This is a genomic window from Bradyrhizobium sp. SZCCHNRI2009, from assembly GCF_032485115.1.
In the GTDB taxonomy this organism is placed as follows: Bacteria; Pseudomonadota; Alphaproteobacteria; order Rhizobiales; family Xanthobacteraceae; genus Bradyrhizobium.
In genome coordinates this window covers 47,426-66,985 of the sequence record NZ_JAUEUH010000009.1, presented here as the reverse complement: position 1 = coordinate 66,985, position 19,560 = coordinate 47,426, and the positions used below count along the sequence as shown (strand labels likewise).

The 19,560-nt window shown below is 66.4% G+C and carries 15 protein-coding genes; 9 read left to right on the top strand and 6 right to left on the bottom strand.

The window, feature by feature from the left end:
* Positions 1 to 105: 105 nt before the first annotated feature.
* The 3 genes from QX041_RS27860 to QX041_RS27850 all read left to right on the top strand — a co-directional run bounded on the left by QX041_RS27860 (position 106) and on the right by QX041_RS27850 (position 2,535).
* Positions 106 to 606 carry an Lrp/AsnC family transcriptional regulator gene (locus tag QX041_RS27860; RefSeq protein WP_315715344.1) on the top strand — a complete coding sequence of 167 codons (501 nt, stop codon included), beginning with the start codon at positions 106 to 108 and terminating at the stop codon, positions 604 to 606.
* 112 nt (positions 607 to 718) lie between these two features.
* Entirely contained in the window at positions 719 to 1,048 is a 330-nt protein-coding gene (locus QX041_RS27855) for a hypothetical protein (RefSeq protein WP_315752316.1), read from the top strand.
* A gap of 20 nt (positions 1,049 to 1,068) precedes the next feature.
* Complete coding sequence (locus QX041_RS27850) at positions 1,069 to 2,535, top strand: methyl-accepting chemotaxis protein (protein WP_316167266.1); 1,467 nt, start codon at positions 1,069 to 1,071, stop codon at positions 2,533 to 2,535.
* A gap of 53 nt (positions 2,536 to 2,588) precedes the next feature.
* On the opposite strand, the gene QX041_RS27845 is transcribed toward QX041_RS27850, so the two are convergent.
* The 4 genes from QX041_RS27845 to QX041_RS27830 form a co-directional block, all read right to left on the bottom strand.
* Positions 2,589 to 4,088 carry a phosphomannomutase/phosphoglucomutase gene (locus tag QX041_RS27845; protein ID WP_316167265.1) on the bottom strand — a complete coding sequence of 500 codons (1,500 nt, stop codon included), beginning with the start codon at positions 4,086 to 4,088 and terminating at the stop codon, positions 2,589 to 2,591.
* A gap of 225 nt (positions 4,089 to 4,313) precedes the next feature.
* Positions 4,314 to 4,814 carry a TIGR02281 family clan AA aspartic protease gene (locus tag QX041_RS27840; RefSeq protein ID WP_315799204.1) on the bottom strand — a complete coding sequence of 167 codons (501 nt, stop codon included), beginning with the start codon at positions 4,812 to 4,814 and terminating at the stop codon, positions 4,314 to 4,316.
* 161 nt (positions 4,815 to 4,975) lie between these two features.
* Positions 4,976 to 7,450, bottom strand: coding sequence for an ATP-dependent helicase HrpB (hrpB, locus tag QX041_RS27835; RefSeq protein ID WP_316167392.1), 2,475 nt, complete (start codon positions 7,448 to 7,450; stop codon positions 4,976 to 4,978).
* 116 nt (positions 7,451 to 7,566) lie between these two features.
* Positions 7,567 to 8,886 carry a UDP-glucose/GDP-mannose dehydrogenase family protein gene (locus QX041_RS27830; protein ID WP_315715339.1) on the bottom strand — a complete coding sequence of 440 codons (1,320 nt, stop codon included), beginning with the start codon at positions 8,884 to 8,886 and terminating at the stop codon, positions 7,567 to 7,569.
* A gap of 151 nt (positions 8,887 to 9,037) precedes the next feature.
* Here QX041_RS27830 and QX041_RS27825 point away from each other — a divergent pair, with 151 nt between their 5' ends.
* Positions 9,038 to 10,090, top strand: coding sequence for an acyltransferase family protein (locus tag QX041_RS27825; protein WP_316167264.1), 1,053 nt, complete (start codon positions 9,038 to 9,040; stop codon positions 10,088 to 10,090).
* An 8-nt stretch (positions 10,091 to 10,098) separates the two neighbouring features.
* Here QX041_RS27825 and QX041_RS27820 read toward each other — a convergent pair whose 3' ends face one another.
* Positions 10,099 to 11,067: a quinone oxidoreductase gene (locus QX041_RS27820; RefSeq protein WP_315825858.1), complete on the bottom strand. Its 969-nt coding sequence runs from the start codon at positions 11,065 to 11,067 to the stop codon at positions 10,099 to 10,101.
* Positions 11,068 to 11,166: 99 nt separating this feature from the next.
* Here QX041_RS27820 and QX041_RS27815 point away from each other — a divergent pair, with 99 nt between their 5' ends.
* The 4 genes from QX041_RS27815 to QX041_RS27800 all read left to right on the top strand — a co-directional run bounded on the left by QX041_RS27815 (position 11,167) and on the right by QX041_RS27800 (position 18,038).
* Positions 11,167 to 12,018, top strand: coding sequence for a LysR family transcriptional regulator (locus tag QX041_RS27815; RefSeq protein ID WP_315753825.1), 852 nt, complete (start codon positions 11,167 to 11,169; stop codon positions 12,016 to 12,018).
* Positions 12,019 to 12,090: 72 nt separating this feature from the next.
* Positions 12,091 to 15,111 carry a DNA polymerase I gene (gene polA, locus QX041_RS27810; RefSeq protein WP_315825857.1) on the top strand — a complete coding sequence of 1,007 codons (3,021 nt, stop codon included), beginning with the start codon at positions 12,091 to 12,093 and terminating at the stop codon, positions 15,109 to 15,111.
* 1,007 nt (positions 15,112 to 16,118) lie between these two features.
* Positions 16,119 to 17,318, top strand: coding sequence for a glycosyltransferase family 87 protein (locus QX041_RS27805; protein ID WP_315825856.1), 1,200 nt, complete (start codon positions 16,119 to 16,121; stop codon positions 17,316 to 17,318).
* An 84-nt stretch (positions 17,319 to 17,402) separates the two neighbouring features.
* Positions 17,403 to 18,038, top strand: coding sequence for a LysE family translocator (locus QX041_RS27800; RefSeq protein ID WP_315715333.1), 636 nt, complete (start codon positions 17,403 to 17,405; stop codon positions 18,036 to 18,038).
* 129 nt (positions 18,039 to 18,167) lie between these two features.
* Here QX041_RS27800 and QX041_RS27795 read toward each other — a convergent pair whose 3' ends face one another.
* Complete coding sequence (locus QX041_RS27795; RefSeq protein WP_315715332.1) at positions 18,168 to 18,794, bottom strand: glutathione S-transferase family protein; 627 nt, start codon at positions 18,792 to 18,794, stop codon at positions 18,168 to 18,170.
* Positions 18,795 to 18,961: 167 nt separating this feature from the next.
* On the opposite strand from QX041_RS27795, the gene pyrE reads away from it, so the two are divergent.
* Positions 18,962 to 19,519 (top strand): orotate phosphoribosyltransferase, encoded by a 558-nt coding sequence (gene pyrE, locus QX041_RS27790; RefSeq protein WP_315752224.1) that lies wholly within the window; start codon positions 18,962 to 18,964, stop codon positions 19,517 to 19,519.
* Positions 19,520 to 19,560: the final 41 nt, after the last annotated feature.

Below are 19,560 nucleotides of genomic sequence, written 5' to 3'. Positions count from 1 at the left end.
GAAACGGCCAGACCCGGCCGCAAAGGGCTGAACGGCCGATCCTTGCCTTGGAACGATTTTCTCTATATGAGGGTTTTATAGCCTTCCTATGGAACAAGTTTCTCCATGACCGATGTCGCCGCCCAAGGCTCCGAGGCCAATCGCCGGCTCGATGCCATTGACCGCAAGATTCTGATGGTCCTGCAGGAGGACGCATCGCTCTCCGTCGCCGAGATCGGCGATCGGGTCGGATTGTCGTCGACACCGTGCTGGAAGCGCATCCAGCGGCTGGAGGCCGATGGCGTGATCCTGCGCCGGGTGGCCCTGGTCGATCAGAACAAGATCGGGCTCGGCATCTCCGTGTTCGTGTCGGTGGAGAGTGCGGACCATTCCGAGGCCTGGCTGCGCAAATTCGCCGAGGCGGTCAGCTCGATGCCGGAGGTGATGGAGTTCTACCGGATGGCCGGCGACGTCGACTACATGCTGCGCGTCGTCGTTGCGGACATGCAGAGCTACGATGTCTTCTACAAGAAGCTGATCAGCGCGGTGCCCCTGAAGAACGTCACCTCGCGCTTCGCCATGGAGAAGATCAAGTCGGTGACGGCGCTGCCGGTGCCGCCGGTCTGAGCCGAGCATTCCGGGCCGCTTGGACGTTGCAGCGCCGGCGTCCCAAACTCCAGTCGTCATCCCTAACGAACGTTTACCGGAAGTTATTCCCATCCCTCTATTCTTGGATGTGATGACGTCCGGTGCAACCATACCTCAGTCTTCGCGCCCGTGGCTCAATGCCACGGCGCTTCTGATCGCGAGCTTTGTCGCGGTCGCAGCGCTGTCACTCCAAGTGCGCGCGGGGAGCGAAATCGTGGCCGTCGCTTTCCCACCTTGGTGGAGCGCGCAACACGCGATGCTCGCTGCGGCCTCGGCTGACGCCGCGCTCGTGCGCACAACGACCATTTCATCGCTGCTGGTCGTTCGTCCCGGCGAACACGACGGCTCGGCGCGGCTGCGCGAGGCCGGAGCCTGGCTCATCATCGATCCGCAGGCGGTCTCCGCCTGCCTTGCAAAATGATCTCTTTGGGGGAATCGGAAATGAACGTCGAGACCAGCGATCTGGCAACCCTCCGGCACACGACCAGCAAGCTTCTGCTGGCGGTACTCTGGGTTCACGTTCCGCTCTCCCTCATCATCGGGCTGTCGCGCGGCGACTGGCTGATGCCGACCATGCTCATGGTCGTCATGGCGGTGGTGGCGACCCTTTCCTGGCGCAGCGCCGGCGACACCTTGTCGACCCAGCTCACGGTCGCGGTCGCCGTCATGGGCGGTGTATCTGTGCTTGTCTACCAGATGTCCGGACATGCCTGGCAGATCGACATGCACATGTATTTTTTCGCCGCGCTCGCCTGTCTGGTCGCATATTGCGACTACCGGCCGATCCTGGCCGGCACCGTCGCCGTCGCGCTTCACCATCTGGTCCTGAACTTCGTCTTTCCTGCAGCGATCTACCCGGGCGGCGCTGATTTCGGCCGCGTTGTGCTGCATGCGGTCATCCTGCTGATCGAGGCCGGTGTTCTCATCGCCCTTGCGCTCAAGCTGACGCAGTTGTTCGAAACCAGCGCGCGCAAGACCGCGGAAGCCGAATCGGCGATCGCTGCCGAGGCGCGCGCCACCGCCGAGCGGTTCGAGGCCGAGCAACGCGTCAAGCAGCAGGCTGATCTTGCCCGTCGCGAGCTTGCGGAAGGCTTCGAGCGCAAGATCGGCGGCATCGTCGAGGCGGTGGCCGTCGCCGCCAACGAGATGCAGAGCCTGTCCTCGTCGATGAGCCGGAGCAGCGCGGAGTCCTCGCGCCAGACGTCGGCCGCGGCCGGCGCCTCGCAACAGGCGTCGACCAATGTCGAGACGGTCGCTGCCGCAACGGAAGAGCTGACTGCGTCGATCAACAGTATCTCACAGCAGGTGACGCGGTCGGCGGAGATCGCCGCGAAAGCGGCGGACGAAGCTCGCCGCACCAACACCGTGGTCGCGAGCCTGGCTGCCGGCACTCAGAAGATCGGCGAGGTGGTGACGCTGATCCAGACGATCGCCAGCCAGACCAACCTGCTGGCGCTGAACGCCACCATTGAGGCGGCGCGCGCGGGCGAGCACGGCAAGGGCTTTGCCGTCGTGGCAAGCGAGGTCAAGGCGCTCGCCAACCAGACCGCGAAGGCCACCGAGGAAATTTCCAGCCAGGTGCAGAGCATCCAGAGCGCAACGGGTGACGCCGTCTCCGCCATCCAGGCGATCGGGGGAACGATTGCCGAGATCGACGACATCTCCAAGGAGATCGCCACCGCGGTCGAGCAGCAGGGCCTCGCCACCGGAGAAATTTCCGGCAACGTGCAGCAGGCGGCCGAGGGCACGCGGCTGGTCAGCCAAAGCATGGGCAGCGTGACCCGTGCCTCCGACGAGACCGGCAGCGCCGCCTCGCGCCTGCTGGAGTCCGCGACCGGACTCACCTCGCAATCGACCCGGCTCAAATCCGAGGTCGATCAGTTCCTGAGCTCCCTGAGGGCCGCTTGATCCCATCGAATAGGATGGGATCAGCGCCCTAACGGGACATCATCAGCGCGGCCTCAGATCGTCTGGTTGTAGGCGCCGACTTCGGGATGCGTCCGCAGCACCTCGTTGACCGCCTCGAACATGTCGTGCATGCGCCGCTCGGACACCGGGCTTTCGACCACCACCACGAGCTCGGGCTTGTTGGATGACGCTCGCACCAGACCCCAGCTGCCGTCCTCGACGGTGACGCGGACGCCGTTGACGGTGACGAGATCGCGGATCTTCTGCCCCGCCACCTTGCCGCCCTGCTGCTGCAGCGCCTGGAAGTGCTTCACGACAGCGTCGGCGACGCCGTATTTGACCTCGTCGCCACAATGCGGCGACATGGTCGGCGACGACCATGTCTTTGGCAGCGCGTCCTTCAGGTCGGCCATCGACTTGCCCGGCGCCCGATCGAGCATCTCGCAGATCGCGATCGCCGAGACCAGACCGTCGTCATAGCCTCGCCCGAACGGGCGGTTGAAGAAGAAGTGTCCCGACTTCTCGAAGCCGGCGAGTGCGCCGAGCTCATTGGTCCGGCGCTTCATGTAGGAATGGCCTGTCTTCCAGTATTCGGTCTTCGCGCCCTGCGCCTGCAGTACCGGATCGGTCATGAACAGGCCGGTCGATTTCACGTCGACGACGAACTGTGCATCCTTGTGAATCGCCGATATGTCGCGCGCCAGCATCACGCCGACCTTGTCGGCGAAGATCTCCTCGCCGGTATTGTCGACTACGCCGCAACGGTCGCCGTCGCCGTCGAAGCCGAGGCCGACATCGGCCTTGTGCGCCAACACGGCGTCCCGGATGGCGTGCAGCATCTCCATGTCTTCGGGATTGGGATTGTATTTCGGGAAGGTGTGATCGAGCTCGGTGTCGAGCGGGACAACCTCGCAGCCGATCGCCTCCAGCACCTGCGGCGCGAACGCGCCCGCGGTGCCGTTGCCGCAGGCCGCGACCACCTTCAGCCTGCGCTTCAGCTTGGGACGGCTGGTGAGGTCGGCGATGTAGCGCGCCGGATAATTCTCATGGAACTGATAGGAGCCGCCGCTGCCATTCTTGAACGCGGCCTCGAGCACGATCTCCTTGAGCCGGGTCATCTCTTCGGGGCCGAAGGTGAGCGGGCGGTTGGCCCCCATCTTCACGCCGGTCCAGCCGTTGTCGTTGTGCGAGGCGGTCACCATGGCGACGCAGGGCACGTCGAGATCGAACTGGGCGAAATAGGCCATCGGCGTCACGGCAAGGCCGATGTCATGCACCTTGCAGCCGGCGGCCATCAGGCCCGAGATCAGCGCGTATTTGATCGAGGCGGAGTAGCCGCGGAAATCGTGCCCGGTCACGATCTCCTGCTTGACGCCGCGTTCGGCGATCAGCGCGCCCAGCCCCATGCCGAGCGCCTGCACCCCCATCAGATTGATCTCCTTGTTGAACAGCCAGCGCGCGTCATATTCGCGGAAGCCCGTCGGCTTCACCATCGGCTCGGATTCGAAGGCGTAGGTATTGGGAACCAGGACGGGCTTGGGTTTCGGAAACATCAGGAGACGGCCTCGGCAAATATCACATCAATGGAAGAAGGCATTCGTGCTTAGCACGACGTCAGACAACAGTGTCAGAAGGCAGAGGAATGCAGGCAACAATCGGGCAGGACCGCTCGAGCAGGCCACCAGACGAGCTATTCAATGACTGCGACTCGGGATCGGCCTGCCTGCCGGTATGTGAGGGCCGGTGACGCGCGAAACAACATTCCGCTTCGGTACAGCCTACTGCTCCAGCACCATCTGGCCGTTGGCGTAGGCGAAACGCTTCAGCTTGGACAGGAAGGACAGGCCAAGCAGATTCTCCGACAGCGCCGTATCGGGCAGCACCAGGGCATCGACGTCTCGCACGGTGAGCTCGCCGAGCTCGACCATCGCGAGCCTGGCTCGGGCGGCCTTCACGGTGCCGTTGGCCGTGGTCACGGTGGCGGTGTAGTCGCCGCGCGCCGGACGCAGGCCGAAACGGGCGGCCGAGCTCTCGTTCAGCGCGACCATCGAGGCGCCGGTATCGACCATGAAGCTGATGCGCTGGCCGTCGATGCGGCCGTCGGCGCGGAAGTGACCGCGGCGGTCGGTCGGAATGCTCAGGCTGCGCTGGCCCGCAGCAGACGGTTCCGCCGTGGCAACCCGCGCGGACGGCGTCGCGGATGCCGACGCGGGGGTCAGGCGATCGGCCAGTTGCGCCATGAAGGTGCCGAGACCGACGAGAACGGCCGCGAAGATCATTATGTTACGCATGACGCAAACGCCCGACTTTACCCCGCAACCGATTTGACCATCAAAGCCGCTGACGGGCGACTGCGAACGACCGGCTGCCGCCGCCATTTTGGCGAAAACGATGAGTGAAGCGTTAACGACAACGACGGCGGCGGTACAATTTGCATGAGCTACGTCCCCCGCGGCTTGGCCCGCCGGGTCGGCTCGGCATGGGCCGGATCGTCGGGCCAAGGATGGCGCGGATAGCGGCCGCGCAGGTCGGTGCGGACCGCGGCATAGGAACCGCGCCAGAAGCCGGGCAGATCGCGCGTCACCTGCACCGGCCGCTGCGCCGGCGACAGCAGCTCCAGCACCAGGGGCACCGCGCCGCGCGCGATCGAGGGATGGACGTTCAGGCCGAACAGCTCCTGCAGCCGCACCGCGATGGTGGGCCCCTGCTCGGCCTCGTAGTCGATCGCCAGCATGGTGCCGGTCGGCGCCTCGAAATGCGTCGGCGCCTCCCGGTCGAGCCGGGCGCGGAGATCCCAGGGCAGCAGCGCCATCACGGCGTCGGAGACGTCGCCGGGCGATATGTCCTTGAGCGAGGTCTTGTCGGCGAGCAGCGGCACCAGCCAGTCCTCGCGCCGCTCGGCCAGGCCCGCCTCCGACAGGTCCGGCCAACTGTCGCCTTCCGCCTTGCGCAGGAAGGTGACGCGGTCACGCCACTGCCTGGCGGCCTTCGACCAGGGCAGCCGGTCGAGCCCGGCCGCGCAGATCCCTTCCGCGAAGATGCGCGCGGTCTCCTCCGACGGCGTCAGCGCGACTGGCGCATCCGCCATGGTGATCGCATGCAGCTTGCGCCGGCGGCGCGCCCGCAACGCCATCGCGTTTTGATCGAAGCTGACCTCGTCTCTCGCTTCGATATGTGCAGCAAAATGCCGCTCGATATCCTCGATCGCCAGCGGCGCCGCCAGCAGGATGCGGCCGCTGGCCGCCGTTCCCGTCAGCTCACCGACCGCGATATACGGCACGCGCGCCAGCGACGAGGCGGGGTCGACGGCGGCGCCGCGGCCATTGGCGAGCACGAAGCTGCCATTGCCGCGATTGCGCGCGACCCGGTCGGGAAAGGCGAAGGCGAGCATCAGGCCGGTGGAGATGTCCGCGTCTCCGGCGCGGGCGGACGCGGACGACACCTGCTGCGCCCACCGCCGCGCAAGGTCGCGGGCACTTTGCGCGCGCGGCGAGCGGTCGCGGCGGAACTGATCGAGCCGCACCTCGAGATCAACGCTGTCGCCGCCCAGCCCGCGCTCGGTCAGGATGGCGGCGATGTCGGCGGCCTGCGCCGCCGCGCCGTGGTCGGCGGCATCGACGATCATCCGCGCCAGCCGCGGCGGCAGCGCCAGCGCCCGCAGCCGCCGGCCCTCGTTGGTCAGCCTGCCATCGGCATCGAGCGCATCGAGCTCGCGCAGCAGGTCCCTTGCCTCCTTCCAAGCCGGTTGCGGCGGCGGATCGAGGAAGCTCAGCGCGGAGGGGTCATTGACACCCCATTGCGCCAGGTCGAGCACCAGCGAGGACAGGTCGGCGCTGAGGATTTCCGGCTGCGTATAGGCCGCCAGCGAGGCCGTCTGCGGCTCGTCCCATAGCCGGTAGCAGACGCCAGGCTCGGTGCGGCCGGCGCGGCCGCGGCGCTGATCGACAGCGGCGCGCGAAGCCCGCACCGTCTCCAGCCTGGTGAGGCCGATGTCCGGCTCGTAGCGCGGCACCCGGGCGAGACCGGAATCGACCACGATGCGGACGCCTTCGATGGTCAGCGAAGTCTCGGCAATCGAGGTCGCCAGCACCACCTTGCGCTGCCCTTTCGGGGCGGGCGAGATCGCGCGGTCCTGGACGGCGGAATCGAGTGCGCCGAACAGCGGCACGATCTCAACGCTGGCATCATGAACGCGCTCGGCGAGCATGGTCTGGGTACGCCGGATCTCGGCCGCGCCCGGCAGGAAGGCGAGCACGGAGCCGGCATCGGCGCGCAGCGCGCTGGCGATGGTCTCGGCCATCTGGCGCTCGACCGGCGCATCCGGCTTGCGGCCGACATAACGGGTCTCGACCGGATAGGCTCGGCCCTCGCTCTCGACCACCGGCGCATTGCCGAGCAGTCTGGCGACGCGGGCGCCGTCGAGCGTCGCCGACATCACGAGGATACGGAGATCCTCGCGCAGCCCCTGCTGCGCATCGCGCGCCAATGCGAGGCCGAGATCGGCGTCGAGCGAGCGCTCGTGGAATTCGTCGAACAGCACGGCAGCGACGCCGATCAGTTCGGGATCATCGAGGATCTGCCGGGTGAAGATGCCCTCGGTGACGACCTCGATGCGGGTCGCGCGCGAGATCTTCGAGCCGAAGCGCACGCGGTAGCCGACGGTGTCGCCTACGCGCTCGCCGAGCGACTTCGCCATGCGCTCGGCCGAGGCGCGGGCCGCGATCCGGCGCGGCTCCAGCACGATGATCTTCTTGTCCCCAACCCAGACTGCATCACGCAAGGCCAGCGGCACCCGCGTGGTCTTGCCGGCGCCGGGCGGCGCCACCAGCACGGCGGTGTTGCTGCGTTCGAGCGTGCCGGACAGGTCGTCCAGCACGGCATCGATGGGCAGCGGTGTGTCGAAGCGGAGGGGCAATAGCAGCAACCCGTCATCACCCGCGAAGGCGGGTGATCCAGTAAGCGCAAATCTCGCGGATCACGAAGATCGGGCGTACTGGATACCCCGCCTGCGCGGGGTATGACAATGCCATGTCAACCGCCCTTCACCGATGGCCTGCCGATGCTCTCGTAGACGAAGCCGTGGGCGGCCATCTCGTCGGGGCGGTAGACATTGCGCAAATCGACGACGACCGGATGCGCCATCACCTCCTTGAGGCGATCGAGATCCATGGCGCGGTACTGCACCCATTCGGTGACCAGCACGATCGCATCGGCGCCGGTCGCGCACTCATAGGGATCGTCGTAGTAGGCGATCTCCGGCAGCTCCTTCTTGGCCTGCTCGATGCCGACGGGATCATGCGCGCGGACCTTGGCGCCCATGTCGAGCAGACCGGTCACCAGCGGGATCGACGGTGCCTCGCGCATGTCGTCGGTCTCCGGCTTGAAGGTGAGGCCGAGCACCGCGACCGTCTTGCCGCGCAGATTGCCGCCGACGGCATGCGCCACCTTGCGCGCCATCGCGCGCTTGCGGTTGTCGTTCACCGCCAGCACCGATTCGACGATGCGCAGCTGCGTGTCGTAGTCCTGCGCGATCTTGATCAGCGCACGCGTGTCCTTCGGGAAGCACGAGCCGCCGAAGCCCGGACCGGCATGCAGGAACTTGGAGCCGATGCGGTTGTCGAGACCGATGCCGCGCGCCACCTCCTGCACGTCGGCGCCGACCTTCTCGGCGAGATCGGCGACCTCGTTGATGAAGGTGATCTTGGTGGCGAGGAACGCATTGGCGGCGTATTTGATCAGCTCGGCGGTGCGGCGCTCGGTGTACATCATCGGCGCCTGGTTCAACGACAGCGGGCGATAGATGTCGCCGAGCACCTTGCGGCCACGCTCGTCCGCGGTGCCGACGACGATGCGATCCGGCCATTTGAAATCGCGGATCGCGGCACCTTCGCGCAGAAATTCCGGATTGGAGGCGACGACGACATCGGCCGTCGGATTGGTCTCGCGGATGATGCGCTCGACCTCGTCGCCGGTGCCGACCGGCACCGTCGACTTCGTCACGACCACGGTGAAGCCGGTGAGCGAGGCCGCGATCTCGCGCGCGGCGGCATAGACGTAGGTGAGGTCGGCGTGTCCGTCGCCGCGCCGCGACGGCGTACCAACCGCGATGAAAACGGCGTCGGCCTCCGCGACCGGCTGCTTGAGGTCCGTGGTGAAATCGAGCCGCTTGGCCTTGACGTTGGCCGCGACCAGCGCATCCAGGCCGGGCTCGAAGATCGGGATTTCTCCGCGATGCAGCGCGGCGATCTTGCTCTCGTCCTTGTCCACGCAGGTCACCTGGTGACCGAAATCGGCGAAGCAGGCACCGGACACCAGACCCACATAGCCCGTGCCGATCATCGCAATTCGCATCGAAACCCATCCTTCAAGGTTAATACTTTCGCGTCTTAAACCATTTGCGGTTCAAGGGGAATTTAGAAAACGGCATGACGTTTGGATGACAAGGAGGAGTATTAACGGCTCTGCCCGACAATGCGGCAGCTCCGCGCCAAAGAGGGACAGCATGACCGCGAATGGTACGCCGAAAACGGCCGGAACCGAGACGCGCATCGACTGGGTGGACTACGCCAAGGGTATCTGCATCATCATGGTGGTGATGATGCACTCGGTGCTCGGCGTCGAGCTCGCCGCCGGCGAGACCGGCTTCATGCACGCCGTCGTCGCCTTCGCCAAGCCGTTCCGGATGCCCGACTTCTTCCTGATTTCCGGCCTGTTTCTGCCACTGGTGATCAACCGGGACTGGCGTACCTATCTCGACCGCAAGGTGGTGCATTTCGCCTACTTCTACGTGCTGTGGGTGACCATCCAGTTCGGCTTCAAGGCGCCCGGCTTCGCCGCCGCGTCCGGCTGGCCGCACGCCGGTTACCTGTACCTGGAATCCTTCATCGAGCCGTTCGGCACGCTGTGGTTCATCTATCTGCTGCCGATCTTCTTCGTCGTCATCAAACTGACACGAAAGCTGCCGGCGCCGGTGATCTGGGGCATCGCGGCCGGCCTGGAAATGGCGCACATCGTCACCGGCTGGACCGTGGTCGACGAATTCTGCGCCCGCTTCGTCTACATCTATTCGGGCTACCTGTTCGCGCCCACCATCTTCGCGCTGTCGGATCGCGCGCGGGCGCAGCCGATGCTCGCCATCGTCGGCCTGCTCGCCTGGGCGGTGATCAACCAATCGCTGGTGAACCTCGGTGTCAGCGAATGGCCGGCTGTCTCCCTCATGCTCGGCTATGCCGGCGCCGTCGCCATCATCATCGCCGGCACGCTGCTGGCGCGCGCGCAGCTCCTCAACGCATTGCGGTTCTGCGGCGAGCATTCGATCGTGATCTATCTCGCCTTCTTCCTGCCGATGGCGGCGACCCGCACCTTGTTGCTGAAGACGGGCGCCATCGCCGACATCGGCACGATCTCCCTGCTCGTGACCGTCGCCGGCGTGCTCGGCGCGCTCGTGATCTGGCGCCTCGCGTTGCGCCTCGGCGCACGCTTCCTGTTCGAGCGCCCGATCGCGTTCTGGATCGCGCCGCCGAAGCCGAAAGCCGTGTTGCAGCCGGCGGAGTAGCGTCACCGTCAGGGCACCAGAAGCAGCGCGCCACGGCTGCGGCCGCTCTCCAGATCGATATGGGCCTCGACGGCCCGCGCCAGCGGATACGCGGTGCCGTGGCCGACGAGATCGCCATCGGCGAGCGCGGCGAGAACCGTCGCTGCATCCCTGCGATAGTCGGCGACATCGTTGATATGGGCCATCACGCTCGGGCGTGCCAGCGACAGGCTGCGGCGCGGCCCCAGCTCCTCGACGGTAAGGCTTGGAATTGGACCGCCGGACTGACCGATGCTGGCGACCGTCCCGAACGGCCTGACGCAGGCGAGCGTCCGCGCAAGCGTCTTGCCGCCGACGCCATCATAGGCGACATCGACGCCGCGCCCGTCGGTCAATCGCTTCACGGCATCGACAAAGTCAGCATCCCGGCCGACGATCAGATGGCGCGCGCCGGCGGCACGCGCGAGCTCCGCCTTGGCCTCCGAGCTCACCGTGCCGATGACGGTCGCGCCGCGCAGCCGAGCCAGTCGCGTCAGCACCTGGCCGAGCCCGCCGGCGGCACTGTGCACCAACAGCGTCGTTCCGGCTCCGACGGCATAGGTACGATTGAGCAGCATCGCCGCCGTGATGCCTTTCAGCAGGGTCGACGCAGCGCTCGCTTCAGACACGGCGTCGGGCAGCGGCATCGCGCGCCAGGCGGGCAGATTTCGCTCCGAGGCATAGGCGCCGACCGGGGCGCCGGCATAGGCGACGCGGTCGCCGACGGACAACTCTGTCACGTCCGCGCCTTTCGCCGTCACGACCCCCGCCCCTTCGACGCCAGGAATTCCGTCGGGCAGCGGATAGAGGCCGCTGCGCTGATAGATATCGATGAAGTTCACGCCGATCGCGGTGTGGCGCAACCGGATCTCGTTGGCGCCCGGCGCCGGCAGCTCAACATTCTCGAGCACCAGATTCTCCGCGCCGCCGGGTGACTTCAGTCGAACGATAGCAACCATGCCCGTCTCCACACATCTTGCCTTGATCCGGACAGTGTGGTCAGCGTTGGCATTCTGCGGAATTGCCCAATTTGGCTCCCCTGTTGTGAATATTCGAACATGCGGATCGACTGGACCGACCTTCACCACTTCGTGACGCTGGCCCGCGAGGGCACGCTGTCGGCCGCCGCACGTGGTCTCGGCGTCGATCATGTCACGGTGGCCCGCCGGGTCGCGGCCCTGGAACGGGCCACCGGGCTGAAGCTGGTCGACCGCCGAGCGCGGGCCTATGAGCTGACCGAGGACGGCCGCCGCCTCGCCGCGGCCGCCGGCCCGATGGAGCAGGCCGCGTTCGCGATCGAGCGCGCCGTGGTCGCATCGCGTCCCGGTCTGGCCGGTGAGGTCTCGGTCAGCGCGCCGCCGACGCTCGCCAACAGGCTGATCGCGCCACGGCTGGTCGAGCTGCGCCGACGGCATCCCGCCATCATCATCAAGCTGATCGGCGAGAAGCGCAGCGCCTCGCTCAACCGACGGGAAGCCGACATCGCTCTGCGACTGTCCCGTCCCGACGAGCCCGGCCTGATCGCACGCAAGATCGGCCGCTTCGGCTTCAACCTCTACGGCGCGCCGCACTATCTCAAGGAGACGCCGCAGCATGCGCTCGGATTCATCGCCTATGATGCCAGCATGGATTCGGCACCCCAGCAGCAATGGCTGAAGGCGGTCGCCGGGCAGCGCCCGATCGTGTTTCGGAGCAGCGATCTCGAGAGCCAGGCCGCAGCGGCGCGCGCAGGGCTGGGGCTCGCCGCCCTGCCGCATTTTCTCGGCGATCATGATCCCGACCTCACCCGCTTCGAAGCCGGCGCGGCCATCAGCAGGGACATCTGGCTCATCGTTCATCGCGACCTCAGGCGCACGCCCCTCATTCGCGCCGTCATGGAGTTCCTGACCCGCTGCGTCCGACCGGACTGAGGGGCGGAAAAATCCGGTGCGCATGGCGTCGTCACGGCTGTCAATGCGAGCGAAAATCCCTACATTGCGGCCATGCCCAAAGCTCCCCAGAAAGCCGCCGCCACGCCCGCCGCCCCTGTGCCTGCCGCCGCCAAGGGCGCGGCCAACGGCGACCATGTGTTCCTGGTCGACGGCTCGTCCTACATCTTCCGCGCCTATCACGCGCTGCCGCCGCTCAACCGCAAGTCCGACGGGCTGCAGGTCAATGCCGTGCTCGGCTTCTGCAACATGCTGTGGAAGCTGCTGCGCGACATGCCCGAGACCGACCGACCGACGCATCTGGCCATCGTGTTCGACAAGTCCGAGGTCACGTTCCGCAACAAGATCTACGCCGACTACAAGGCGCACCGGCCGCCGGCGCCCGACGACCTGATCCCGCAATTCGCGCTGATCCGCGAGGCCGTCCGCGCCTTCGACCTGCCGTGCCTGGAGCAATCGGGCTTCGAGGCGGACGACCTGATCGCGACTTATGCGCGGCTTGCCTGCGAGCGCGGCGCCACCACCACCATCGTGTCCTCGGACAAGGATTTGATGCAGCTCGTCAACGACTGCGTCACGATGTACGACACGATGAAGGACCGGCGCATCGGGGTCGCCGAGGTGATCGAGAAGTTCGGCGTGCCGCCGGAGAAGGTGGTCGAGGTGCAGGCGCTGGCCGGCGATTCCACCGACAACGTGCCGGGCGTGCCCGGCATCGGCATCAAGACCGCCGCGCAGTTGATCACCGACTATGGCGATCTCGAAGGCCTGCTGACGCGCGCAAGCGAGATCAAGCAGCCGAAGCGGCGCGAGGCTCTGATCGAGAACGCCGAGAAGGCGCGGATCTCGCGCCAGTTGGTGCTGCTCGACGACAAGGTCGTGCTCGATGTGCCACTCGACGACCTCGCGGTGCACGAGCCCGATCCGCGCAAGCTGATCGCCTTCCTCAAGGCGATGGAGTTCACCACGCTGACGCGCCGCGTCGCCGAGTATTCGCAGATCGATCCGGCCGACGTGTCGGCGGATGAACAGTTGAAGGTGGGATCGAGTCCGGCCGCAGCCCCCACCCCGCCCTCCCCCGCAAGCGGGGGAGGGAGCACACTGAGCAAGCCAGCCGCCGCTCCTCGCAGCGGTGACCCGCGCACCGACAAGTCGGCGATGAGCAAAGGCACACCCGCCAGCCTCGCCGAGTCCAGGGCCGAGGCGGCCAAGAGCGCGCGGATCGATCGCGATAAATATCAGACCGTGCGCACCGTACCGGAGCTGAATGCGTGGCTCGCCCGCGTCCATGACTTCGGTCGGGTCACCATCGATGTCAAAGCCAGCTCGATCGATCCGATGCAGGCCAGCCTGTGCGGCATCGCGTTGGCGCTGGCGCCGAACGACGCCTGCTACATCCCACTGGCTCATCGCCAGGCCGGCGATGGCGGCGGCCTGTTCGATGCCGGGCTCGCACCTGGCCAGATCAGGGACAGCGAGGCGCTCGCTGCCCTGACGCCCATCCTGGAATCGGCCGGCCTGCTCAAGATCGGCTTCAACATCAAGTTCACGGCCGTGATGCTGGCGCAGGCCGGCATCACCCTGACCAACACCGACGACGTGCAGCTGATGAGCTACGCGCTGGACGCCGGACGTGGATCGCAGAAGCTCGACTCGCTGTCCGAGCACGTGCTCGGACACGCCATGATCAGTGAAGGTGAGCTGATCGGGAGCGGCCGGAACAAGCTGACCTTCGAGCAGGTCGCCATCGATCGCGCGACCGCGCATTCCGCGGAAGCCGCCGATGTCATCCATCGGGTCTGGCGCGTGCTGAAGCCGCGCCTCACGGCGGAGCGCATGACCGCGGTCTACGAGACCCTGGAGCGGCCGCTGGTGTCGGTGCTGGCGCGCATGGAGCGGCGCGGCATCTCGATCGACCGCCAGGTGCTGTCGCGCCTGTCCGGCGACTTCGCCCAGACCGCGGCGCGCGTCGAGGCCGAGTTGCAGGAGCTGGCCGGCGAGCCGATCAATGTCGGCAGCCCGAAGCAGATCGGCGACATCCTGTTCGGCAAGATGGGCCTGTCGGGCGGCACCAAGACCAAGACCGGCGCCTGGTCGACCTCTGCCTCCATCCTCGATGATCTCGCCGAGCAGGGCAACGATTTCGCGCGCAAGATCCTGGAATGGCGCCAGGTCTCGAAGCTGAAATCGACCTATACCGATGCGCTGCCGACCTATGTCAACCCGCAGACGCATCGCGTGCACACCACTTACGCGCTGGCGGCGACCACCACCGGCCGGCTGTCGTCGAACGAGCCGAATCTGCAGAACATCCCGGTGCGGACCGAAGATGGCCGCAAGATCCGCCGCGCCTTCATCGCGACGCCGGGCCATAAGCTGGTGTCGGCCGACTACTCGCAGATCGAGTTGCGGCTGCTCGCGGAGATCGCCGACATCCCCGTGCTGAAACAGGCGTTCAAGGACGGGCTCGACATCCACGCGATGACGGCATCCGAGATGTTCGGCGTGCCGATCAAGGACATGCCGAGCGAGGTGCGCCGCCGCGCCAAGGCGATCAATTTCGGCATCATCTACGGCATCTCCGCGTTCGGCCTCGCCAACCAGCTCGGCATCGCCCGCGAGGAGGCCTCGGCCTACATCAAGCGCTATTTCGAGCGCTTCCCCGGCATTCGCGACTACATGGACGCGACCAAGGAGTTCTGCCGCAAGCACGGCTATGTCACCACGCTGTTCGGCCGCAAGTGCCATTACCCCGAGATCAAGGCCTCCAACGCCTCGGTGCGCGCCTTCAACGAGCGCGCCGCGATCAACGCGCGGCTGCAGGGCACCGCGGCCGACATCATCCGGCGCGCCATGATCCGCGTCGAGGAGGCCCTGGCGCAAAAGAAGCTGTCGGCTCAGATGCTGCTGCAGGTGCATGACGAACTGATCTTCGAGGTGCCGAACGGCGAGGTCGCCGCGACCTTGCCGGTGGTGCAGCACGTCATGCAGGACGCCCCCTTCCCGGCGGTGCTGCTGTCGGTGCCGCTGCATGTCGATGCGCGGGCCGCCGACAATTGGGACGAGGCGCATTGAGCTGATCGCGGTGATCTCTGCTTCGTCATCGCGTGCGCCGAAATCCGTCCACGAGCGAGATGCCACCCTCCCCTGGAGGGGGAGGGTCGATCGCACGCGAAGCGGGCGAGCGGGGTGGGGTGAGCCGCGGGCGCTGGCGCCTGTGGAGAGATCACCCCACCCCGCCTCACGTTTCGCTGCGCTCATGAGAGGCGACCCTCCCCCTCCAGGGGAGGGTGGGCAGCGTGCCTCGCAACGCAGCCCTCATACGCATCCGTTTGATGCTCCCCGATACGATGATCATTGGCTGCAACGCGAGCCGTAGACATGCCTCAGCCTTCTCGCAGCATGATTTGCTCGAGGGATGCATGTCGTTCGCCCTCTGAATTTTGCAGAGGGCGCAGGGAAGGCCGGGCCCCGACTGAGGCCCGTGGCCCGCCTGCTCAAAAGAATGCAGGCGGCAGGTACCACAGGTTCAGCCGGACAGGCCCGGCCCTCCCTGCGCGATGGGCTTAACGTCTGCTCCGAGCTCTCCCCGGGGACCGGCTTGTTTGCCCCCGTCACCAGCGCGACACGTGATGTCACGCAGGCTTGGCGCCAGCTTCGGGGCGCCAGGACCACACGGCTTGAACGTCCGCGAACTGCCAATCGTCCAGCGCAAAAGCACCTGACAGGCCCGCGGCCACCGCTCCCCGCCTCAACGTATCGTGACGACGCGTACGCCCCTCTGCATGAGGACGGGATGCGCTGAATAGAGCATGACTTCGGAAAAATAGCAATATAAATCTTGACGATCGCGTTGCCCGATGCGGAGAGATGACGCCGTCCCCTGTTCACGGTCACTCGGAACGCGGCGATTTTACCCCCCGTTAGGCACGATGAGATCGCGCCTGGCCGGATGGACGGACGGTAACACGACGTGCAGCGCACCCTGGCAAGGTTGGAGAGGCACCGCACGCGAGCGATCGCTGACAGCTCCGATCATCCCCATGCCACGACTGCGCCGAGGGCGCAGAACGAAGAGCTCCATGACCGCGACCTCATCCGCAGCTCACCCCAAGACGCGCGACCGGCGCGCGGTGCTGATCCTGCTGGTCGCGATGGCGCTCTACAACGGCGCCTATCTCGTCAGCTGGACGCTGTCGTCGCCGCAGCCGGCGTTCGGTGACTTCTTCGGCCTGTGGTCGTTCGGCAAATATGCCGCGCTGTCCGGCGCCGGCATCTACGATCCTGTCGCGCTCGCGCGCTACCAGCAGACGCTGGATCCCGCCCTCGGCGGCGGCGGATTTCCCTATCCTTACCCGCCGACCTTCCTGCTGGCCTTGATCCCGCTGGGGATGCTGGCGCTGCCTGTCGCCTATGTCTGTTGGATCTCGCTGACGTTCGCGCTGTATGGCCTGGCGACGCTCGGCCGCGACTGGCGCACACTGTCGGGCCTTGCGCTGCTCGCCGCGCCGACGACGCTCATCAACGCGATTACCGGCCAGAACGGATTTCTCTCGGCGGCCTTGCTGATCGGCGGATTGCGCCTGCTCGCGCGCCACCCGATCGTTGCCGGCACGCTGCTCGGCCTGCTCGCCTACAAGCCACAATTCGTGCTGCTGATGCCGGTCGTGCTGCTGGCGTCACGCAACTGGCGCGCCATCCTCTCGGCCATCGCCACGACCGTGATCGTCGCGGTCGTCACCAGCGCTGCGCTCGATCCGTGGATCTGGCTCGAATGGATCGTGAAGTTTCCGAGCTATCAGGCGCAATTGCAGGCCAACCAGGTCAGCCTCGATCACATGATGCCGACGGTCATCGCTGGCTTGCACGCGCTCGGCGCGCCGCCGCCGATCGGCTACCTGGTTCAGCTCCTGTTGTCCTGCTCCGTCGTCGTGATGGTCTGGGATGCCTGGCGACGCGGCTCAACGCAGCAGGCGATCGCGCTGGTCGCGGTCGGCAGCATCATCGCCACGCCCTATGCGATGATCTACGACATGCCGATGGTGGCGGCGGGGATCGCGCTCCACTGGAAGGCGCGGAGCGACGCCGGCGAGCCGATCGCGCCGCTGGAGATCGGCCTCGTGATCGCGCTGGGAGCCTGCCTGCTCGCCATGATCGGGCACTCCGTGCCGTTCGCGGCGGCCATTCTGCTGGTCCTGCTGGCGTTGAGCATCGCCGGTGTGTTCGACCGCTCCGGCAGACCGCTGCCTGCGCTGGACGTCGCGCCGCCGGCGGCGGGCTGATTGCTCTCGGTGCAATTGACCGGATGACGATGCGTGATCGTCCGCGCTAAAGCAGCGGCAGAGATCCCGATCATCGAACCAGTGATGCCGCACACATCATCCTTGCTCGCCTTCGCCCTCGTCTCGCTCGGCATGGTGCTGACACCAGGGCCGAACATGATCTATCTGATCTCGCGCGCGATCACGCAGGGTCACGTCGCGGGCCTGGTCTCGCTCGGCGGCGTTGCCGTCGGCTTTCTGGTCTACATGCTGGCCGCGGCGTTCGGCATCACGGCGCTGCTGTTTGCCGTGCCGTTCGCCTATGACGCGCTGCGCCTCGCCGGCGCTGCCTACCTGCTCTATCTGGCGTGGCAGGCGGTGAAGCCGGGTGGACGCTCGCCCTTCCAGGTGAGGACGCTCGCCATCGACAGCCCACGCAGGCTGTTCCTGATGGGGCTCGCCACCAATCTGCTGAACCCGAAGATCGCGATGCTGTATCTGGCGCTGCTGCCGCAGTTCATCGATCCCGCTGTCGGCAGCGTACTGACGCAGTCGGTGGTGCTCGGCGCGATCCAGATCGTGATCAGCGTCAGCGTCAACGCCATGATCGCCATGGCGGCAGGATCGATTGCCCTGTTCCTGGCGACACGGCCGAGCTGGGCGCTCGTGCAGCGCTATCTGATGGGCACGGTGCTCGCGGGACTTGCGGTGCGCATGGCGCTGGAGGCGCGGCGGGGGTGATTTCCATCGGCTCCCCCGCCTTGTCCGCCGAAGCCTCTCGGCAAAGGCGGACGAGAGCGGGAGAGGGGGCACCGCGCGTGCCGAAAGATCTCGGAAGTCATCGTCGGCAAGGAACGGCCGATGAGCTTCTCAGTCCAGCTTCGCTTCCATGCCGCGCTTCACGGCGGGGCGGGCCATCAGGGTATCGTACCAGCGCTTGACGTTCGGGAAGTCGGCGAGATCCACCTTGTGGCGCGGGTGGCGCCAGGCCCAGCCGACGATGGCGAAGTCGGCGATCGAGAGAGCGCCTGCGACGAACTCGTGCTGCGCCAGCCGGCGGTCGAGCACGCCATAGAGCCGGACCGTCTCGGCCATGTAGCGCTTGAGCCCGTAGGCACGGTCCTGTTCGTTGGTCAGCGCGATGAAATGGTGCACCTGGCCGGGCATCGGGCCGAAACCGCCCATCTGCCACATCAGCCATTCATAGACCGGGATCCGCTCGGCGAGGGATTTCGGCAGGAACTGGCCGGTCTTCTCAGCCAGGTAGAGCAGGATGGCGCCGGATTCGAACACGCTGACCGGCTTGCCGTCGGGGCCGTCGGGATCGACGATCGCCGGGATCTTGTTGTTGGGGCTGATCGCCAGGAATTCCGGCGCCATCTGGGCGCCCTTGGTGATGTCGACCGGAACGACGCGGTAGGGCAGCCCCATCTCCTCCAGCGCGACCGAGATTTTGCGCCCGTTTGGGGTGTTCCAGGTGTACAGCTCGATCGTCATGCGGGGCATCCTTCCCAACCGTCCTTGCTTGGTCGCGGGCTCCATTAGCTCGAAACTGCATCCGGCTTCAAACGTACCGTTGTTGATGGGACATCGTGGCGGCTGGTCTCCGCCGCCCGCCCCCGATAGATTGCGCCACCCAAGAATCCACCCTCAGGGGAAACGCCGTGTCCAAATCCGCCTCCCGCGCCCGCCTCCTCGAGATCATCCGCAGGCGCTCGTTCGGCCGTGGCGAGGTCACGCTGGCCTCCGGCCGCAAGAGCGATTTCTATTTCAACCTGAAGCCGACCATGATGGACCCGGAGGGCGCCACCTTGCTCGCCGAGCTCACCTATGAGGCGCTGAAGGACGAGGGCTTCGATTATATCGGCGGCCTGGAGATGGGCGCGGTGCCGCTCGCCGGCGCGATCGCCCAGATCTCCTGGATCAAGGGCCATCCGATCGCGGCCTTCTTCGTCCGCAAGAAGCCGAAGGAGCACGGCGCCAGGCTCGCGATCGAAGGCCTGACCCGCGACGAGACCCTGGCGGGAAAACGCATCGTCGTGGTCGAGGACGTCACCACCACCGGCGGCTCGGCGATGAAGGCGGTGGAAACCCTGCGCGAGGCCGGCGCCGAGGTGGCGCTGGTGTTCACCATGGTCGACCGCGAGGAAGGCGCCGCCGAGACCTTCGCCCAGGCCGGCCTGCCGTTCCGGGCGCTCTACAAGGCGCACGAATTCCTCTGAGGCGCCTGGCGCGCGGCGCAATTCGCCGCCCGCGCATACCG

Excerpts from the sequence above, each read along its gene's own strand:
- QX041_RS27860 (WP_315715344.1), top strand. The coding sequence starts at position 106 with ATGACCGATGTCGCCGCCCAAGGCTCCGAGGCCAATCGCCGGCTCGAT.
- QX041_RS27855 (WP_315752316.1), top strand. The coding sequence starts at position 719 with ATGACGTCCGGTGCAACCATACCTCAGTCTTCGCGCCCGTGGCTCAAT.
- QX041_RS27850 (WP_316167266.1), top strand. The coding sequence starts at position 1,069 with ATGAACGTCGAGACCAGCGATCTGGCAACCCTCCGGCACACGACCAGC.
- QX041_RS27845 (WP_316167265.1), bottom strand. The coding sequence starts at position 4,088 with ATGTTTCCGAAACCCAAGCCCGTCCTGGTTCCCAATACCTACGCCTTC.
- QX041_RS27840 (WP_315799204.1), bottom strand. The coding sequence starts at position 4,814 with ATGATCTTCGCGGCCGTTCTCGTCGGTCTCGGCACCTTCATGGCGCAA.
- QX041_RS27830 (WP_315715339.1), bottom strand. The coding sequence starts at position 8,886 with ATGCGAATTGCGATGATCGGCACGGGCTATGTGGGTCTGGTGTCCGGT.
- QX041_RS27825 (WP_316167264.1), top strand. The coding sequence starts at position 9,038 with ATGACCGCGAATGGTACGCCGAAAACGGCCGGAACCGAGACGCGCATC.
- QX041_RS27820 (WP_315825858.1), bottom strand. The coding sequence starts at position 11,067 with ATGGTTGCTATCGTTCGACTGAAGTCACCCGGCGGCGCGGAGAATCTG.
- QX041_RS27815 (WP_315753825.1), top strand. The coding sequence starts at position 11,167 with ATGCGGATCGACTGGACCGACCTTCACCACTTCGTGACGCTGGCCCGC.
- polA (WP_315825857.1), top strand. The coding sequence starts at position 12,091 with ATGCCCAAAGCTCCCCAGAAAGCCGCCGCCACGCCCGCCGCCCCTGTG.
- QX041_RS27805 (WP_315825856.1), top strand. The coding sequence starts at position 16,119 with ATGACCGCGACCTCATCCGCAGCTCACCCCAAGACGCGCGACCGGCGC.
- QX041_RS27800 (WP_315715333.1), top strand. The coding sequence starts at position 17,403 with ATGCCGCACACATCATCCTTGCTCGCCTTCGCCCTCGTCTCGCTCGGC.
- QX041_RS27795 (WP_315715332.1), bottom strand. The coding sequence starts at position 18,794 with ATGACGATCGAGCTGTACACCTGGAACACCCCAAACGGGCGCAAAATC.